The organism is Paenibacillus sp. FSL H8-0537, assembly GCF_038051995.1.
GTDB lineage: Bacteria > Bacillota > Bacilli > Paenibacillales > Paenibacillaceae > Pristimantibacillus.
In genome coordinates this window covers 4982677-4999264 of sequence record NZ_CP150290.1, presented here as the reverse complement: position 1 = coordinate 4999264, position 16588 = coordinate 4982677, and the positions used below count along the sequence as shown (strand labels likewise).

The following is a 16588-nucleotide window of genomic DNA, read 5'->3' as shown; positions in this document are numbered from 1 at the left end:
TCTACCTCCAGCCTATAAATGCCAGCAGCATTAGCGGCATGTGCCTGACGCAAGTAGGGAAGCTTATATAGCACCTATACAAATGCAGGGGCAGCAAGCCGGACGGGACAGCAAGCTAGCCTTTGCAGACGGCTGCCGGGGAAGGGGTACGAAAATGAAACAGAACAAAGGTGAATTCGGAACTGGTGCTAGTAATGGCACTGGGGCAAAAACACGAATGAAAGCGTCGATGCCACTCGGGCCATTTAGCCGCCCAGCCATGCTGGGAAGAGCGCCAACGGGCGGTGTATTGGATCGTCAGGCGATATTGCTTCTGGCTGTTCAAGCGCTATTCGGCATTGCGCTTGCGCTCTCAGGAACGTTCGTGCCCATCTACTTATGGAAAGCCAGTTCCTCCTATATGCTGGTCGGCTGGTTTACGATGTGCCAGTATGTAACGTGCGGCATTACCTTTTGGCTGGCGGGAAAATGGGTTAAAGAATATAATAAAATGAACAGTCTCCGCACAGGCATCGTGCTGTCGGGGGCTTTTTATTTCACAGTGCTCATGCTCGGCAAGCTGGCGACGAGCTATATTATCCCGCTCGGCCTATTGAATGGCGTAGCGCTGGGCTTGTTTTGGGTCGCATTTGATGTCATTTATTTTGAAATTACCGAGCCGGACAATCGCGACCGCTTTAATGGCTGGTCAGGCTTGCTTGGGTCAGGTGCGGGGATTTTGGCGCCTTGGGTATCGGGCCTGCTTATTACCTCAATGAGCGGCGAGCGCGGCTATCAGATTATATTTACGGCATCGCTTGTCATACTGGCCATTTCGGTTGTGCTGAGCTTCTGGCTGAAGAAACGTAAGCAGGATGGCAGGCGATACAGTTGGACGCATGGCTTTCAGCAGCTTGTCATTCCCGGCAATCCGTGGCGCAGAATGCTGCCAGCTGTCGTTGCTCAAGGCGTACGGGAAGGTGTATTTCTTTTTTTAGTCGGCTTGACCGTCTATATCGCCACCCAGAATGAGGCCAAGCTGGGCAGTTTTACGCTCATTACGTCTTTCGTTGCGCTACTCAGCTTTTGGCTGGTCGGCAAGCGTCTGTCCCCGCGCAATCGCAAACGGGCTATGCTAGTCGGGACGGTCATGAATGGACTGGTCATATTGCCTTTGTTTTACGAGGTGAATTTTACAAATTTATTGTTATTCGGTATTGGGACGTCGATTTTTATGCCGCTCTACATTATACCGATGACTTCAAGGGTGTTTGATTTAATTGGGGAATCACAATCCAGCGGTGGGGAACGCGAAGAATTTATCGTTTTGCGGGAAGCGGGATTGACGTTTGGACGGGTGCTTGGACTAAGCGGATATTTGATCGTGCTGACGCAAAATCATTCTCCGCTTGCGGTCGTCTGGCTGCTGTTCGTAGTCGGCTCGGTGCCTATTATTGGCTGGTGGATGATGCGTCCATTATTGGAACAAGAGACAAAGCAAGAGACATGATGATTCATGGAAGCAGGAGGATTAACAATTATGCCGAAAATCGTATCAAGCATTATTGATTTAGTGGGCGAGACGCCGGTTGTGAAGCTGAACCGTCTGGCGGAGAAAGGCTGCGGAGATGTCTTCGTGAAGCTGGAATATTTTAATCCAAGCGGCAGCGTTAAGGATCGTGCGGCAGCCTCCCTCATTCAAGCTGGAGAGCTTAGCGGCCAAATTAAGCCGGGCTCCACGATTATAGAACCAACAAGCGGCAACACGGGCATTGGACTGGCCATGGGGGCGGCGGCTAAAGGCTACAAGCTCATTTTAATCATGCCGGACAATATGTCTCAGGAGCGCATTAAGCTGCTTCGTGCCTATGGCGCGGAAGTGGTATTGACGCCAGCGGCCGAGCGGATGCCTGGTGCGATTGCCAAGGCGCAGGAGCTGGCTCAGCACATTCCAGGCAGCTTTATTCCGAATCAGTTTGAAAATAAAGCAAACCCCGATGCCCATCGCGGTACGACAGCAACGGAGATTTTGCAGCAGATGGAAGGACGGCTTGATGCTTTTGTCGCCTGTTCAGGAACGGGCGGCACCATCACTGGAACGGGTGAGACGCTGAAAGCCGCACTTCCGAATTTGCATATTGCGGTTGTGGAGCCTATGGGATCGCCCGTTTTGTCTGGCGGGGTGCCTGGGCCGCATAAGCTGGTGGGCACAAGCCCCGGCTTCGTGCCCACTATACTGAATGTTTCCATCTATGATGAAATCATTCAGGCGGCGGATGACGATGCAATCTCTATGATGAAGGCGCTTGCCCGTCAGGAAGGCTTGCTGCTCGGACCTTCTTCAGGAGCTGCCGTTTGGGCGGCTTTTCAGGTGGCTCGCCGGCTTGGAGTCGGCAGCAGGGTGCTCTGCATCGCGCCTGATACAGGCGAGCGATACCTCAGCATGGAGTTATTTTAAAAAAGAAGCCTTAATGAATTTTAACTTTAAGGGCGGCTACATCTGCTGTCTTCTGCGTGAGCTTCCAGCTTTTTAAAGCGTGTCTGATAATAGCGCGCCTTTCCTTCACATAATTCAATATGAAGTCTGGCTCGCTCAAATACGTATTAAAGCTGCTTTTTCTTGTGTAATCCTCTTGAATGGCTGGTGTCAGCTTGCTGTACATCGCGCTCACTGTCCGCTCCACCTGTTCCTCCGTAAATGCTGTTTGCAGCAGCCGGAGCAGGATGGAGCGGTATTTGCGTTTATAGGCCGGAATGGCCAGCAGTTTGTCCGTCAACGTATTGTAGCCTTCAATCCGCACCAGATCACTTCCACACGGCTTGCCGTAGCAATTTCTTCCCCATGTTCCCTCATAATCCCAAGGCATCATCCGGTATTTTCCCGTTTTTGCATGCACATAAAGCGCATAATTTTGATCGAAGCCATCATAGTTTCCCGTAAGCACGGCTCCAGCGAGCCAGAGCAAATATTGATCGACATCAAGATGCTTTTCCGCCCAAGAGCTCCATTGCAGCCGGGTTTTGCGCTTGCTGTTAATGCCTCTGACGAAGCGGATTAGCCGCAGCTCGGAGGTGGCGAGTCCCGATACAAGCTCATAGCCGTCAAAGAGGGATTGCTTCCTTCGCTCCGTAATGGGATCAATAAGGCTGAAGTTTGCGCTGTCGTTGACCGCATAAATAATGGAGCGGCAGCCAATGCCTCTTTTGCGAAAAAATCTGGGATCGACGGATTCTATCTCTAAATAGACGCCTTGAGGGGCGCCATTAATGACGAGCCAAATATGCCGGGTACGCGGTGATGGCACGCCAATCTGATTAAAAAACTGGAAGGACAGCGCATTGCGAATCATCGAAGGATCATCAAACTCGGCGTTCCAATGCAGCGTCAAACCGGCTTTCGTTCTGACTTCATAGGATTTTTTAAAATAGTTCCTCGTATGGCCGCCGCGAAAGCCGAAAGTGGCTTCTCTCGATTGTCCATTCATATCCAGCTGAACTGGCTGGAACGTATGGCTCCAGGAATCCTCCTGCAGCTCCTGCAAATGATCAGGTTCAATCGTAATTTCACGAATCGGCAGCGTTTGGGTTGACATGGGGCTTCCACCTCCTGCGGGCAGATCCGCCTATCGTCCTCAGATAGGCTTTTGCTGATTTACCTTATTCTGCCGCAGGGTATTTTGCTACTGTCGGAGCAGCGACTCTATGAATCTTTTCTAGTTATATGCTTATACCTTTAATAAATAGTTATTAATCTAGTACCTCTTATATGAGGGATACATATAAATGTATTATAAATCGTCTCCCATGACAGATGAACGGCATCAAGCACTGGAGGGATGCTCGCTACTCAGGCCAAGGTGATAAGAGCAAGCAGGAACAGAATGAATAGCGTTTAAGATTGCATGTAAATCTAGCATGGCACATTAAACATTTGGAGGGATTTTATTATGAATTATTGCTGCAACTATGTAAGTGGAGAACAGGATAGAAACTCGGGCAATATGAACCACCACCATAAAAGCAACCAACACAAAAGCAGCCAACACAAAAGCAGCCAACACAAAAGCAACCAACACAAAAGCAACCAACACAAAAGCTCGAAAGGCAATGGAACTAAAACATTTCTCGAGGGCCTCGTTGGACAATATGTAAAAATCAACCGTGGTGGTCCAGAATCCCTCCAAGGTACGCTAGTTGCCGTGAAAAATGACTATCTAGTGCTTTGGACAAAGGAAGGCATTGTTTATGTGAGCTCGAGCCATGTGAAGAGCATTACGGATTTCCCTAGCGACAAAAGCAAAGGCCACACTCCCCAATATATTCAGGCTTCCAGCTTCATCGGCGTTATCCGTGCACTTAACCAAAAATTTGTGCAAATCAACTGGGGCGGTCCGGAGAAAATCGAAGGCTTTATCGCTGAAGTTGGCAGCACATCTTTATTGTTGGTCGTAAACCGTGAAGTCGTTCAAATTCAATTGTTCCACATTAAAACAATTAAGCAGCTCGGACAAAACACTTCCCGTGGTGACCGTTCCGGAGGGAATAATAACCGTACAGGTGGATCGAACAACGGAGGGAATAATAACCGTACAGGTGGATCGAACAACGGAGGAGATAAAAATCGCACAGGTGGATCGAACACCGGAGGAAACAAAAACCGCAATAAAAGCGGAAACAAAAACGGAAACCGCTCTGGCAAAAGAAATTAACGTTTTGTGAGAACGGCACAACGCATTAGACGCTAATGAAATACCGGGTCAGGCACTTGATGCCGAAGCCCGGTATTCCTTTAAAAAAGTCGGCAGAAAGGAGAGAGATACTGTGAAAAATCGCCATCCGCTGCTTGACCAGCAAATAGAGCTGGACATATCGGGAAAAGTTGCTTCCATTCGTGGCAAGCTGATTGAATTTGGGCAGGATATTTTAGTGCTGCATACGGGTTTGCAATTTATTTATGTCCCGCTCATTCATTTGCAGCAGCTTCGTCTGTCCAATCACAAGTATGACCCATTCGAGGTGCCGGAACTGCCCTTTGAAGCCTACAATGAAAAGGTCTCTTACCGCAAAATTTTAATGAATGCCAAAGGAATGTTTTCCGAGCTGTACATTACCGGGAATCAATCGATCCATGGCTACGTTACGACAGTTATGAATGATTATTTCGTGTTTTATTCCCCGATTTACCACACGGTTATGGTGTCTTTGCACCATCTGAAATATTTAATTCCCTACAACCCCGATGTCACGCCATACAGGCTGACTCCTGAGCAGTTTCCATTAAGGCCATCTCCAGTCACTTTGTCGCGAACGTTCGATCAGCAGCTGCGCAAGCTGATGGGTGAATTTGTCGTACTCGATTTAGGCGAAAATTCAAATAAAACGGGCGTCCTTAAAGCGATTGATCAAAGCATGCTTGAGCTGTCTACCGCGAGCGGGGCTTCGGTATTTTTACATTTTGATCATGTGAAAACCGTTCATTTGCCCTAAAGGTCCGTTCAGTCTTCCGTAAGCTGTATGTTGAAGGTGAAAGTGCCTATTGACCTTGCGAAGAGGGGATAGGCACTTTTGCATGATTAACGCCGTTGTGGACAAGCACGCAGATAAGCCTAGTGGACGGCATTGTAAAAATAGGGGATGCACCCGTACATAATTAGTGGGAGACTGATCCATAATACGAAAGAGTTGACATCCTGTCAGCCGAGCGGAGCTATGAGATTCGCTTGCGAGCATGTAAGCATGTATCCAATCAAACGATAGTTCAGAAGGAGGAAATTCGATGTTACAGCCAATGACGGCGAAAGAACTCGAGTATATAGTCGATTCGATGTCCAACGAGGATTTGCTGATCAAGCAATGCACAGCCGTTTCTATCGGGGCAAGCAATCAGCAGCTTCGCCAAGTGTGCTCCCAAATGCTGAATACCCATCAACAGCATTACCTGACGTTGATGCATACGCTTCAGCAGCATCAAAGCATGGCGCCGACCCAGCCCCAGCAGTAAGCACATTCGGCAACTAGACATAAGGAGGAAAAAGAGATGCAACAGCAATACGCGCAATCGTTTTTGCCAGAAGAGGATCTGGCCTACACCGTACTTAGTGACTTGAAACGCGTAACCCGTGAATATGCGACGGGGGCCACAGAGGCTGCTTGTCCGTCTATAAGGCAAATGTTTACGAACCTGCTGAACAGCACGCTGAAAATGCAGGGTGAACTGTATCAAGTGATGCAGTCGCAAAACATGTACAGCACGGCATCGCCTGTTCTTAGACAGGAGATCGACAAGCAGATAAAGGAGTATCAGCAAACCCAGCAAAAAACATCGCAATTTTTGCAGCAGCGTATGGGCAGCCAGTCGCAGGCGATGCATGCTGAATACGGCCATATGGCACAGCAGCAGCAACAGCACAACCAGCAAAATTCCCATCAGCCCTACTACATGTAAAGACCCTTCGGGGTCTTTTGTTTTTTTCTTTGCAGGAAGCCCGGATTCGTTGTAATATGAAGGTTAATAACTTCAGGTTTGCTGGAAGGAGTATATGATGAACGAATTGCAACTCAAAGTATTGGAGCTGCTCAAGGAAGACGCCAGACGTGATGCCGATTTAATCGCCACTTTGCTAGGTGCTCCCGCTGAGGAAGTAAAGCAGGCAATAGCCGAGCTTGAACATAATCATATTATTGTCAAATACGCGACTATCGTGAACTGGAGCAAGGTGGATGACGAGAAGGTAACGGCGCTGATTGAGGTGCAAATTACACCTGAGCGCGGACGCGGCTTCGAAGGCATTGCCGAGCGCATTTACTTATATCCGGAAGTGAAATCCGTTTATTTGATGTCCGGAGCCTATGATCTGCTTGTCGAGATTGAGGGTAAAAACTTGAAGGAGGTTGCCTCCTTCGTATCGAATAAGCTGTCTCCAATCGATGCTGTATTATCGACAAAGACAAACTTTATTTTGAAAAAATATAAACAGGATGGAATTATCTTCGAGGAGCATGAGGGTGACGATCGTTTGATGATTTCGCCGTAAGAGGTGAATGTGATGATTAAAGAAGAGGAAGAGCTGGTACGGACGAAGGTGAAGCGTCAAGCGATGACCGACTATTTGACCCCTTCTGTCCAAAATATTAAACCATCGGGTATTCGCCGTTTTTTTGATTTGGTTAATACACGTAAAGATGTTATTACTCTTGGCGTTGGCGAGCCGGATTTTATTACGCCATGGCATGTTCGTGAAGCGGCAGTTTATTCGCTGGAACGAGGCAAGACGCAGTATACGTCCAATGCGGGCCTGCCTGCCCTGCGCGAAGCGATCGGCCAATATTTAAATGACCAATTCCAGACGCCGTATGATCCGGCAAATGAAATTCTCGTAACTGTTGGCGGCAGTGAAGCCATTGATTTGGCGCTGCGGGCACTCATTGTGCCAGGTGATGAAATTTTAATTCCTGAACCTTGCTATATTTCCTATTCTCCTATAACTGCGCTGGGCGGCGGTGTTCCCGTTGGCATTGAGACGTTCGCCAAAGACAAATTCAAGCTTACGGCTGAGTCGCTGGAAGCGGTTATTACGCCGCGCTCCAAGGTGCTTATTTTATGTTACCCGAGCAATCCGACTGGCGGCATTATGACTTATGAGGATTGGCTCCCGATTGCCAAGGTGGTCGAGGATAATGATCTGATTGTCATTTCAGATGAAATTTATGCCGAGCTTACTTATGGAACAAAGCATTGCAGCTTCTCGGCGATGCCGGGCATGCGGGATCGTACTATTCTCGTCAGCGGCTTCTCGAAGGCATTTGCGATGACGGGCTGGCGGCTTGGCTATGCTTGCGGACATCCGGATCTCATTGCCGCGATGCTGAAAATTCACCAATATACGGTCATGTGTGCTCCGGCAATGGCACAATATGCTGGTGTAGAAGCGTTGACCAGAGGCTTGGAAGAGAAAGACCGGATGGTTGATGCTTACAATCAGCGTCGCCGCCTTGTTGTGAAGGGCTTCCGTGATATCGGGCTGGAATGCCATGAGCCGGAGGGGGCGTTTTATGCATTTCCTTCAGTTAAGGCGACGGGGCTTACATCCGAAAAATTTGCCGAACGCCTGCTTGAGGAAGGCGGCGTAGCAGCTGTTCCGGGCGATGTGTTTGGCCTTGGCGGCGAAGGGCATTTGCGCTGTTCCTATGCAACCTCTGTTTCGAACTTGGCTGAAGCGCTCGATCGCATTGGCGGCTTTGTCCATAAGCTGAGGCAGGGATAAACGGGAAATCCGAAGAGCAGCGTTCTGAAGCTTTTTATATGGAAATTTTTGAACGATAGGCGGTGTTCCAGTTCGAGCTGGAATGCCGCTTTTTTGTGCCGCACACGGGCAGATTCTCCGGGAATGCTTCGGCAGGAGTGGCCGTTTATGGTATAGTGTATAGTAGCTTTTTAAAAACAGACGGCAGTGTAATGAAAGGGGCAAGGTTGAGCCATGAGATTATATACGCGTACGGGAGATAGTGGAGAAACGGCCTTAATTGGCGGACGTGTCCGCAAGGATGATATTCGGGTAGAAGCCTATGGCACGATTGATGAGCTGAACTGCTTCGTTGGGCAGGCGGCTGCAGAAGCTGCACAGCATGAGCAGCTAGCAGAGATGGCAGCACTGCTGGTCGATATTCAGCAGGAGCTGTTCGATTGCGGATCTGACCTTGCTTATGCGAGGCCGGGAGCACCGCTTAAAGTGACGCCGGAACCGGCAGAGCGGCTGGAGCAGGTTATTGATGTATATATTACGGAGGCGCCGGAAATTACTCGGTTTATTTTGCCTGGGGGAAGTCCGCTGTCGTCACTGCTGCATGTTTGTCGCACCGTTTGCCGCCGGGCCGAGCGCCGTGTCGTGACGCTGGCTGCGGATCATCCAGCTAACCCAGAGGTGACGAAATATTTGAATCGCCTTTCGGATTTCTTTTTTGCAGCCGCGCGTGTAGCGAACGCCAAGCTCGGCGTTCCGGATACCGAATATATTAGAAGCAAGGAAGTGTTCCGGAAACGGAAAAAATAATGGATGCGGGCGATTTGATGAATACCGATGGAATAATGGATATGGATGCTAATTATTATAAGCCGCTGATTGTCGTCGTGAGGGCGGAGGATGCGGGGAAGTCCGTACGCGCCATAGTGGAGCGAAGGCTTGGCGTATCGCGCAGCCTGCTGTCGCGAGTCAAGCTGACGGAACATGGCATTACGGTCAATGAGCAGCGTGTCTATACGACCGCGACTGTTGCGGAAGAGGATATCATTCGCATTCGGATGGAGAAAGAGATATCGGAAGATATTTTGCCGGAGCTAATCCCGCTCCAAATTGTGTTTGAGGATGAGCATTTGCTCATTCTCAATAAGCCGCCGGGCATTGTCGTGCATCCAACGCATGGGCATTACACGGGGACGCTGGCAAATGGCGTTGTGCATCATTGGCGGGAACGTGGCGAAAGGGTGCGCTTCCGCCCGGTAAATCGCTTGGATGAGGATACCTCAGGGCTTGTTGTCGTTGCGAAGAGCCCGTATATTCACCAGCAATTATCCGACCAGCTCCAGGCAGATGCCATTACGAAGCGTTATGCGGCTTTCGTATATGGTGTTCCTTCCGAGCAGGCAGGTACGATTAATGAGCCGATTAACCGTGATCCAGATTCGCCGCATGTCCGGATTGTGACGCCGGCTGGCTATCCCTCGGTCACGCATTATGAGGTTGCGGCGGAGTATGGGGATGGCGCTGCATCCCTTGTTCGTCTGCGGCTGGAAACAGGACGCACGCACCAAATTCGCGTGCATATGAAATATATCGGCTGCCCGTTGATAGGCGATGCCATGTACGGACTGCCGCCAGAAGCGGAGGAACTATGCGCAGCGTGGGAGGAAGCAGCTGGCAGGCAAGCTCTGCATGCGGAGATGCTGGGCCTGACGCACCCGATGACGGGTCAATGGATGGAGTGGCGCGCCGAGCTGCCAGAGCAGCTCAAGCTGCTGGAGCAATTGCTGGAGCAAAAGTAAGGATGCAAGCCGGAAGGAGGAGAACCGACTATGAGTGCAAATACATGGCAAGCGGGGACGATAACCGTCTATCAATATCCCAAATGCGGAACATGCCGCAATGCGGTGAAATCACTGCAGGCGAAAGGCAATCAGCTGGAGCTGAAGCATATTGTGGAGGAGACACCTACAGCTGAGCAGCTTAAAGAGCTGGTCAAGCTCAGCGGACTTGCGCTGAAGAAGTTTTTTAACACCTCTGGAGACGTATATCGCGAGCTTGGGCTGAAGGACAAGCTAGCTTCCATGAGCGAGGAGGAGCAGCTTGCTCTGCTGGCTTCAAATGGCATGCTGATTAAACGCCCGATTGCGACAGATGGCACGAAAGCGACGGTTGGCTTTAAAGAAGAGCAATATGAACAGGAATGGAATGGGTGAGGGCAGGATGACAACAGGAAAGTGGCGTTCCAATCGGCTGGATGAGCTGGGCTCTTCTATTTTTGCCGAGGTCATTCAGTGGAAGAAGCAGGCTAGAGCTTCAGGCATGGATGTGATTGATTTAGATATCGGCAGTCCGGACAAGCCGCCTTCAGAGGCCGTCATGCAAGCTCTCGGCGCTGCTGCGCTTCGCCCAGATCAATATGGCTATATGGGCACGAGGGGCAGTGATGCTTTTCGCAAAACGGCAGCGGAATGGATGGCATTTCGCTTTGGCGTGCAGGTAGATGCGGATGCGGAAATGCTTTCTTTAATGGGCTCGCAGGATGGACTGGCTCATTTGGCGATGGCGATCTGCAACGCGGAGGACGAGGTTCTGCTGCCGAATCCGGGTTATCCGATTTATGCAGGCTCGCTTGCAATTGCCGGTGTAAAGCCGATTTTTTATCCGCTGACGGCGGCGGGCGGATTCTTGCCTGATGTGGAGGCCATCACGGAAGAGGAGTGGCGGCGTGCCCGGTTTATTTTGCTCAACTATCCAGGGAATCCGGTATCTGCTGTAGCGGATATGTCGCTATTTGACAAGGTGCTGGACAAAGCTCGTAAATATGACGTGCTCGTTATAAACGATGCCGCCTATTCTGAAATGGCGTTTGACGGCTTTGAGCCGCCCAGCATTCTTGCCGCTGGTGGGGCGATGGAGCGCGCAATTGAAATTCATTCCTTATCGAAGAGCTTCAATATGGCTGGCTGCCGCATCGGCTTTGTGACAGGCAATCGGGAAGCGGTTGGCGCGCTGCGCGAACTAAAGGAAAATATTGATTACGGCATCTTTGCCGTCGTGCAGGAGGCGGGCGTTGCGGCGTTGAAAGAAGCGATGTCCAAGGCGGCTCCTCCTAAAGTGGGGCAGCTGTATGAGCGCCGCCGCGATGTTTTCATCGACGCTCTTGGTGCGAGAGGCTGGCAGGTGGAGAAGCCTAAAGCGACGATGTTTATTTGGGCAGCGCTGCCAGCTATGGAGTGGACGCATCCGGATGGGCCTTGGACGTCGCGTCTGATTGCCCGTGAACTGCTCGAACAGACGGGCGTAGCGGTCATTCCAGGCGAAGCATTCGGCAGCGAGGGTGAAGGTTATGTGCGTCTGGCGCTTGTGGTTGATGAGGCGCGGCTGCTTGAGGCAGCGGAGCGCATTGGCCGTTTTATTCGCGGCGAAGCACGTGTGCAGCAACGTTCAATAACATAGAAGAACCCTTCTAATAAGAGTGCTCTATGATACAATATGTACAGGTCGTATTCAACTAGGGAAGGGCTTTTTATTATGAATGAAAATAAGATTCTTATAGTGGATGGAATGGCTCTTCTTTTTAGAGCATTCTTTGCTCAGTCGTATAGTCCTAGGCGCATTGAAGACGGGACCCCAACAAACGCAATATATGGGTTCTTACAATACCTTTTTGACGCAATCAACCAATTCCAACCTACCCATGTGGTTTGCTGCTGGGATATGGGAAGGAAGACATTTCGAACGGACCTTTACTCTGGTTATAAAGCTAACCGACCAGAAGCTCCTGAAGACTTAGTACCGCAGTTTTCTTTGGTTAAGGATATTGTAGCAGCTCTTGAAATTCCGAATATCGGTATTGAAGGCTATGAAGCGGATGATTGCATAGGTACCGTGTCTCAAAAGCTAAGTCAGTTAGGCCACGTATATATCCTCACTGGGGATCAAGACATGCTCCAGTTGGTATCTGAGCGCATTCATGTAGTCATCATGAAGAAGGGCAGATCCAACTATGCTGTTTATGATTTAGATTTTCTGAAAGCTGATAAAGGTATTTATCCTTTTCAGGTCATCGAGATGAAGGGTCTTACAGGGGATACAAGTGATAATTACCCCGGAGTAAAGGGAATAGGGGAAAAAACCGCACTTAAATTACTGAGCGAATACGAGTCAATCGACGGTATATTAAGTAATTTAAACCATTTACCGAAAAGTGTAAAAGCGAAAATCGAGTCTGATTTAGAGATGTTGCATCTTTCAAGAACGCTTGCGAGAATTAACATTGAGGTTCCAATTGAATGCTCCCTCGAAGAGTGTTTATGGAAGGTGAATTTGGAATCAGCAGAAATTTTATTTGAAAAATATAGGCTAACCTCTTTATTAAAAATGATCGGTTAAAGACTAACTAGCGAATGCTAAAGGCTATCGAGGACATCTCGATAGCCTTTTTATGTTTTTTATAGATCGCATTAAACATGAATGTAGCCGTTCAGAACATGCAGTAGAGCATGGGTCTGTTTGATTTGTGCAAGGAAACACCTGTGAACAGCCCAATATCAAAGGGGAACAGAGCTATTATTAAAAAATGGTAAAGGCTGAAAAAAGGTGAATCCTCTCAATCTAATAAATGTTAATCCGTAAAATATAGATAATATCATTAGAATGGGCCGAAACGGTATAGTCGTTACATGGATTGGGTTTTTTGTTGATTATTGCTAGCGATATCGGCAATTGGGTTGATCTGAAGCTTCAAACGAAACATCAGAGAGATGACAACTGTGGAGACAATAAACGCAATGCCTGAGCATAGGTACATGAAGGCTAATGGCAGGAACGTGCTAAGCCATCCGGAAACCATGGTCATGAGTACCATGGAGCCCATGAAGATCGGGCCAAAAGCTCCGTTAACTCTTCCGACATAAGCTTCATCCGTCGTTTTCATGACAATGGAGTTAATTCCCACTTGTATGAAGGGGAGGACAAAACCGCGAATGAACTGCATCGCCAGAGATAAGGAGAGAAGGGTTGAAAATCCCATGCCGATCACGGAGAAGGCGCTGAAGAGATTGCCGATGGCTAAAATTTTCTGAGAGGGTACAAGCTTCGAGATTCCTACAACGAGCAAACCTCCAGCAATGGTTGCTACAACATTGGTACTGGCAAACCACTGATAATATTCTTTATCCAATTGCAGCTGATCAACGACGATGAAAATGCCGAGCGGCTGAATGATACCGACCGCAAGTCCTCCTAGGCCGTAAGCGATGCCAAGCAAACGAAGTGCCGGATTTTGAAATACATATGTAAAGCCGCCGCGTAATTCAAGCCAGAAGGAATCCCTTTTGTTCCCGGTTTTGTCCTGCTTGTCTGGTGGCAGCAAGGTTAAAGTGATGGCCGACAAAACAAATGCGATGGCTACTAATGCGAGGGAAACGTTAATGCCGTATGCGCTATAAACGAAAGTTCCAAATACCGGGCCTATGACCACAAAGATGCTAATCAACGTTTGGTACATCGCCATGCCTGTCTGAATATGCTCCTCCGGCACATGCTGCTTAAATAGTTTCATTCCGGAGGGCTGCGAGAATTGCGATAGAACCGCGGATAGCAGCGTCGTGAAGAATATTGCTTTCCATGAGCCTGCGATTAAGGCCGCCAGGATGGCCAGCAGCGATAGGGCACTGAGCAAATCACAGTAAATCATGGTTTTTTTAGGTTTCCAACGATCCGCAAACGTTCCGCCGATGACAGAGAAGATGAGAATCGGTGCAAATTCGGCCACATAGAGCAGTGACACGGCAACGGTATCGTTATTCGTCATTTCCATAACGAACAGTAGAATGGCAAAGTTACGCATCCAGACGCCAATTTGCAGAAACAGACTGGATATCAGAATGACGCGAATAAACTTGTTGCCGAAAAAATCGGACGCAGATAAAAATCGTTTTACTCTTTGCACCATGTTTGATCGCTCCTATTAATCTTTGATCTTTCCGTCTTTGCATTAAAAATACCACGAACCGCTCACACCTACAACAGAACCTTAAAATGTGGATACATTATGTGATTTCAGCTATTAACGAGTAACGAAAGGAGGTGAATACAATTTGGAAGACCAAAATCAATTGAAGTGGATTATCTTGCAAATGCTTGTGACCTCAAACAGCCGTACTACGGATTTGCTCGAGGTTATAACGATGGATCGGCTGCGGCCTATTGTTGCGAGTCAATCTCATGTATCCGGAGGGAAGATCTTGCGCGAGTCGTTCCTGATTACGGAGAGGGATAAACGTTATGTATCGCAGAACATCGTTTTAATTGATCCGGCCTACGTTCCCTCTACGCTGCTGGAGCAGATTATGAGTAAGAAGGAGGGAATCGGTCATGTGCTCAGAGTAAGCCATACTCGTGATATTCGAAGTATGGTTCAGTATGGCTGGCGGCTTACAGCCGAGGCCGTGGATTTATTTGATCAACCATATCGCCTTCGATTTCAAGAGCATCGCCGGGTTCCATTCAAGGAATATAAGATGACTTTTCCTCCATTTCAGGAAAGCGGCGTGCATCTCATTGAATATTTTAATCCAGATATGATCCGAATGAATACCAAATCGACCCAGCCATTTATGGATGAGGAAGGGGACCACGATAGGATGAACAGACAACAAATGTTCGATGAAGTGATGAATATGATCACCAGGCAGATGAATATACAGATGAATCAAGGCGAGGTTGACGAGACAATGCCACTTGGGGACAACGGGCTTGAGCTGGACTCTATTCAAATTATCGAGCTTGCTGCCAGAATAGAGACGCAGTTCGGCTTGACTATAGCCGATAGCGAGCTCATTCAAATTGGCGGGTATACCGTCGGACAACTGATTGGCACTCTGCATGAGCGAGTCAATGCTGTATGAGTGAGAGTCCGCTGATTAGCAAGGAGGCAATCAAAAGTCTACTGCTAGAGAATCAGTTGTTCGTCTCAAGGCCAGATGAGATGAACGATGATTCACTTATTATGATGGACTCTTTATGCCTCATATGGTTTCTCGATATGCTTGAGCATCGCAATCAAATCTGTTTGCAGCTTGAAGACGAGGACTACGAGCGCTTCGACTCTATCACATCCATTTACCGGCTCATTCAGGAGAAGGGAGTAATGATTGAGAGGCATACAAACATGATGTGAGAAAGGGGTGCGCGATGAGAAATCGGGTAGTGGTAACGGGAATCGGTATAATGGTTCCAAACGGATTTGGAGAAGAAGCTGTTAAGAGGAGCGTACTGGCGGGAGAGCATCTTTTTAGGCCGGTTACACGCTTCGATAGCACACCTTTCCGGTCTGCTTTCGCAGCCGAATCCGATTTCAAGGGAAGCCTGCTCGAACTGGGGTTACGCTTGGCCGAGGAGGCCGTTGCTTCCTCCGGCATAAATGATTTATCGGAATCGTCCATCGTACTCGGCCTGCAAGGCGATTACAATGCGCTTCAACAGTACTGGAGGTTGAAGTCCTCCGGTCAACAATCAGTTATACCGATATCGGAATTTCTGCCATCCTACCATTTGAAGGTATTAGCTGACCTGTACCGAGTTAAGGGCCACAGAAAAAAAATAAGTTTAAACAATGCTTGTATTGCATCCAGCAACGCAATAGGCGTCGCTTACGAGATTATTAATAGAGGACAATCGGAAACAGCACTTTGCGGCGGATATTCTCTTGTAACGGAGGAGATGTTTGCGAAGTTTAATTCAGGCCGCACCTTTGCTTCGGACGGTCGCGTAAGGGCATTTTCGTCCAATCGATCAGGCATGCTGCTCGGGGATGGCGGCGCTATGCTTCTGCTCGAAAGTCTGGAGCATGCCCAGAAGCGCGGAGCTACGATTTTGGCCGAAATACTTGGCTGGGGGTTATCCTGCGATGCCTTCCATGTGTGCCAGCCTCACCCTGATGGAACCGGCATGGCACTTGCCATTGAGAGGGCATTGGCCGCAGCCTCTATTCAAAAGGAAGAAATAGATTATATTCATGCTCATGGAACGGGGACTCCTCTTAATGACCGTGCAGAAACGGCGGCGATCAAGCAAGCATTTGGTGCAAAGGCTTATGATACACCGATCTCATCGACGAAGACGATGACGGGACATATTCTGGAAGGCACTGGAGCGGTTGAGACGGCTCTTTCTATCTTGGCGATGAAGCACAATACGATTCCGCCCACAGTGGGCTATGAACAGCAGGATCCCCATTGTGACTTGGACTATGTACCGAATTCTCCAAGGAAGAATCAACTGAACAAGATTATTAATTTAAATGCATCCTTCGGAGGCAACAATACGGCGATTGTTCTACAAAAATGGGTGGAGGGGGGATAATT

At 48.7% G+C, this 16588-nt stretch carries 18 protein-coding genes; 16 read left to right on the top strand and 2 right to left on the bottom strand.

Features of this window, described 5'->3' with window-relative positions:
• Positions 1-154: 154 nt before the first annotated feature.
• Together MHB80_RS21060 and cysK are read left to right on the top strand one after the other, a co-directional pair.
• Positions 155-1489 carry an MFS transporter gene (locus MHB80_RS21060; RefSeq protein ID WP_341278808.1) on the top strand — a complete coding sequence of 445 codons (1335 nt, stop codon included), beginning with the start codon at positions 155-157 and terminating at the stop codon, positions 1487-1489.
• Positions 1490-1519: 30 nt separating this feature from the next.
• Positions 1520-2437 (top strand): cysteine synthase A, encoded by a 918-nt coding sequence (gene cysK, locus MHB80_RS21055; RefSeq protein WP_341278807.1) that lies wholly within the window; start codon positions 1520-1522, stop codon positions 2435-2437.
• A gap of 10 nt (positions 2438-2447) precedes the next feature.
• Here cysK and MHB80_RS21050 read toward each other — a convergent pair whose 3' ends face one another.
• Positions 2448-3572: a CotH kinase family protein gene (locus tag MHB80_RS21050; protein WP_341278806.1), complete on the bottom strand. Its 1125-nt coding sequence runs from the start codon at positions 3570-3572 to the stop codon at positions 2448-2450.
• A gap of 354 nt (positions 3573-3926) precedes the next feature.
• Between MHB80_RS21050 and MHB80_RS21045 the strand changes: the two genes are divergently transcribed.
• From MHB80_RS21045 to MHB80_RS20995, 11 genes are all read left to right on the top strand, one after another.
• Positions 3927-4688 (top strand): hypothetical protein, encoded by a 762-nt coding sequence (locus MHB80_RS21045; protein ID WP_341278805.1) that lies wholly within the window; start codon positions 3927-3929, stop codon positions 4686-4688.
• Between the two features lie 112 nt (positions 4689-4800).
• Entirely contained in the window at positions 4801-5466 is a 666-nt protein-coding gene (locus tag MHB80_RS21040; RefSeq protein ID WP_341278804.1) for a DUF2642 domain-containing protein, read from the top strand.
• Positions 5467-5755: 289 nt separating this feature from the next.
• Entirely contained in the window at positions 5756-5980 is a 225-nt protein-coding gene (locus MHB80_RS21035; RefSeq protein WP_341278803.1) for a hypothetical protein, read from the top strand.
• Between the two features lie 36 nt (positions 5981-6016).
• Positions 6017-6424, top strand: coding sequence for a spore coat protein (locus tag MHB80_RS21030; protein ID WP_341278802.1), 408 nt, complete (start codon positions 6017-6019; stop codon positions 6422-6424).
• Between the two features lie 97 nt (positions 6425-6521).
• Positions 6522-7013 (top strand): Lrp/AsnC family transcriptional regulator, encoded by a 492-nt coding sequence (locus MHB80_RS21025; protein WP_046233088.1) that lies wholly within the window; start codon positions 6522-6524, stop codon positions 7011-7013.
• A gap of 12 nt (positions 7014-7025) precedes the next feature.
• Positions 7026-8243, top strand: coding sequence for an aminotransferase class I/II-fold pyridoxal phosphate-dependent enzyme (locus MHB80_RS21020; protein WP_341278801.1), 1218 nt, complete (start codon positions 7026-7028; stop codon positions 8241-8243).
• Between the two features lie 213 nt (positions 8244-8456).
• A complete protein-coding gene (locus MHB80_RS21015) occupies positions 8457-9029 on the top strand; it encodes a cob(I)yrinic acid a,c-diamide adenosyltransferase (RefSeq protein ID WP_341278800.1) in 573 nt (190 codons plus the stop codon).
• A 17-nt stretch (positions 9030-9046) separates the two neighbouring features.
• A complete protein-coding gene (locus MHB80_RS21010) occupies positions 9047-10018 on the top strand; it encodes an RluA family pseudouridine synthase (RefSeq protein WP_341283043.1) in 972 nt (323 codons plus the stop codon).
• A 30-nt stretch (positions 10019-10048) separates the two neighbouring features.
• Entirely contained in the window at positions 10049-10432 is a 384-nt protein-coding gene (locus MHB80_RS21005; RefSeq protein WP_341278799.1) for an arsenate reductase family protein, read from the top strand.
• A gap of 7 nt (positions 10433-10439) precedes the next feature.
• Entirely contained in the window at positions 10440-11675 is a 1236-nt protein-coding gene (locus tag MHB80_RS21000; RefSeq protein WP_341278798.1) for an aminotransferase class I/II-fold pyridoxal phosphate-dependent enzyme, read from the top strand.
• Positions 11676-11750: 75 nt separating this feature from the next.
• Entirely contained in the window at positions 11751-12611 is an 861-nt protein-coding gene (locus tag MHB80_RS20995; RefSeq protein WP_341278797.1) for a 5'-3' exonuclease H3TH domain-containing protein, read from the top strand.
• 286 nt (positions 12612-12897) lie between these two features.
• On the opposite strand, the gene MHB80_RS20990 is transcribed toward MHB80_RS20995, so the two are convergent.
• Positions 12898-14175, bottom strand: a complete 1278-nt coding sequence (locus MHB80_RS20990) for an MFS transporter (RefSeq protein ID WP_341278796.1) — start codon at positions 14173-14175, stop codon at positions 12898-12900.
• 145 nt (positions 14176-14320) lie between these two features.
• On the opposite strand from MHB80_RS20990, the gene MHB80_RS20985 reads away from it, so the two are divergent.
• The 3 genes from MHB80_RS20985 to MHB80_RS20975 are packed head-to-tail and all read left to right on the top strand — an operon-like array spanning position 14321 to position 16586.
• Positions 14321-15130, top strand: a complete 810-nt coding sequence (locus MHB80_RS20985; RefSeq protein WP_341278795.1) for an acyl carrier protein — start codon at positions 14321-14323, stop codon at positions 15128-15130.
• On the top strand, positions 15127-15402 hold the full coding sequence (locus tag MHB80_RS20980; protein ID WP_341278794.1) for a hypothetical protein: 276 nt from the start codon (positions 15127-15129) through the stop codon (positions 15400-15402). Before MHB80_RS20985 ends, MHB80_RS20980 begins: the two co-directional genes overlap by 4 nt.
• 14 nt (positions 15403-15416) lie before the next feature.
• Complete coding sequence (locus MHB80_RS20975) at positions 15417-16586, top strand: beta-ketoacyl-[acyl-carrier-protein] synthase family protein (RefSeq protein ID WP_341278793.1); 1170 nt, start codon at positions 15417-15419, stop codon at positions 16584-16586.
• Positions 16587-16588 lie beyond the last annotated feature (2 nt).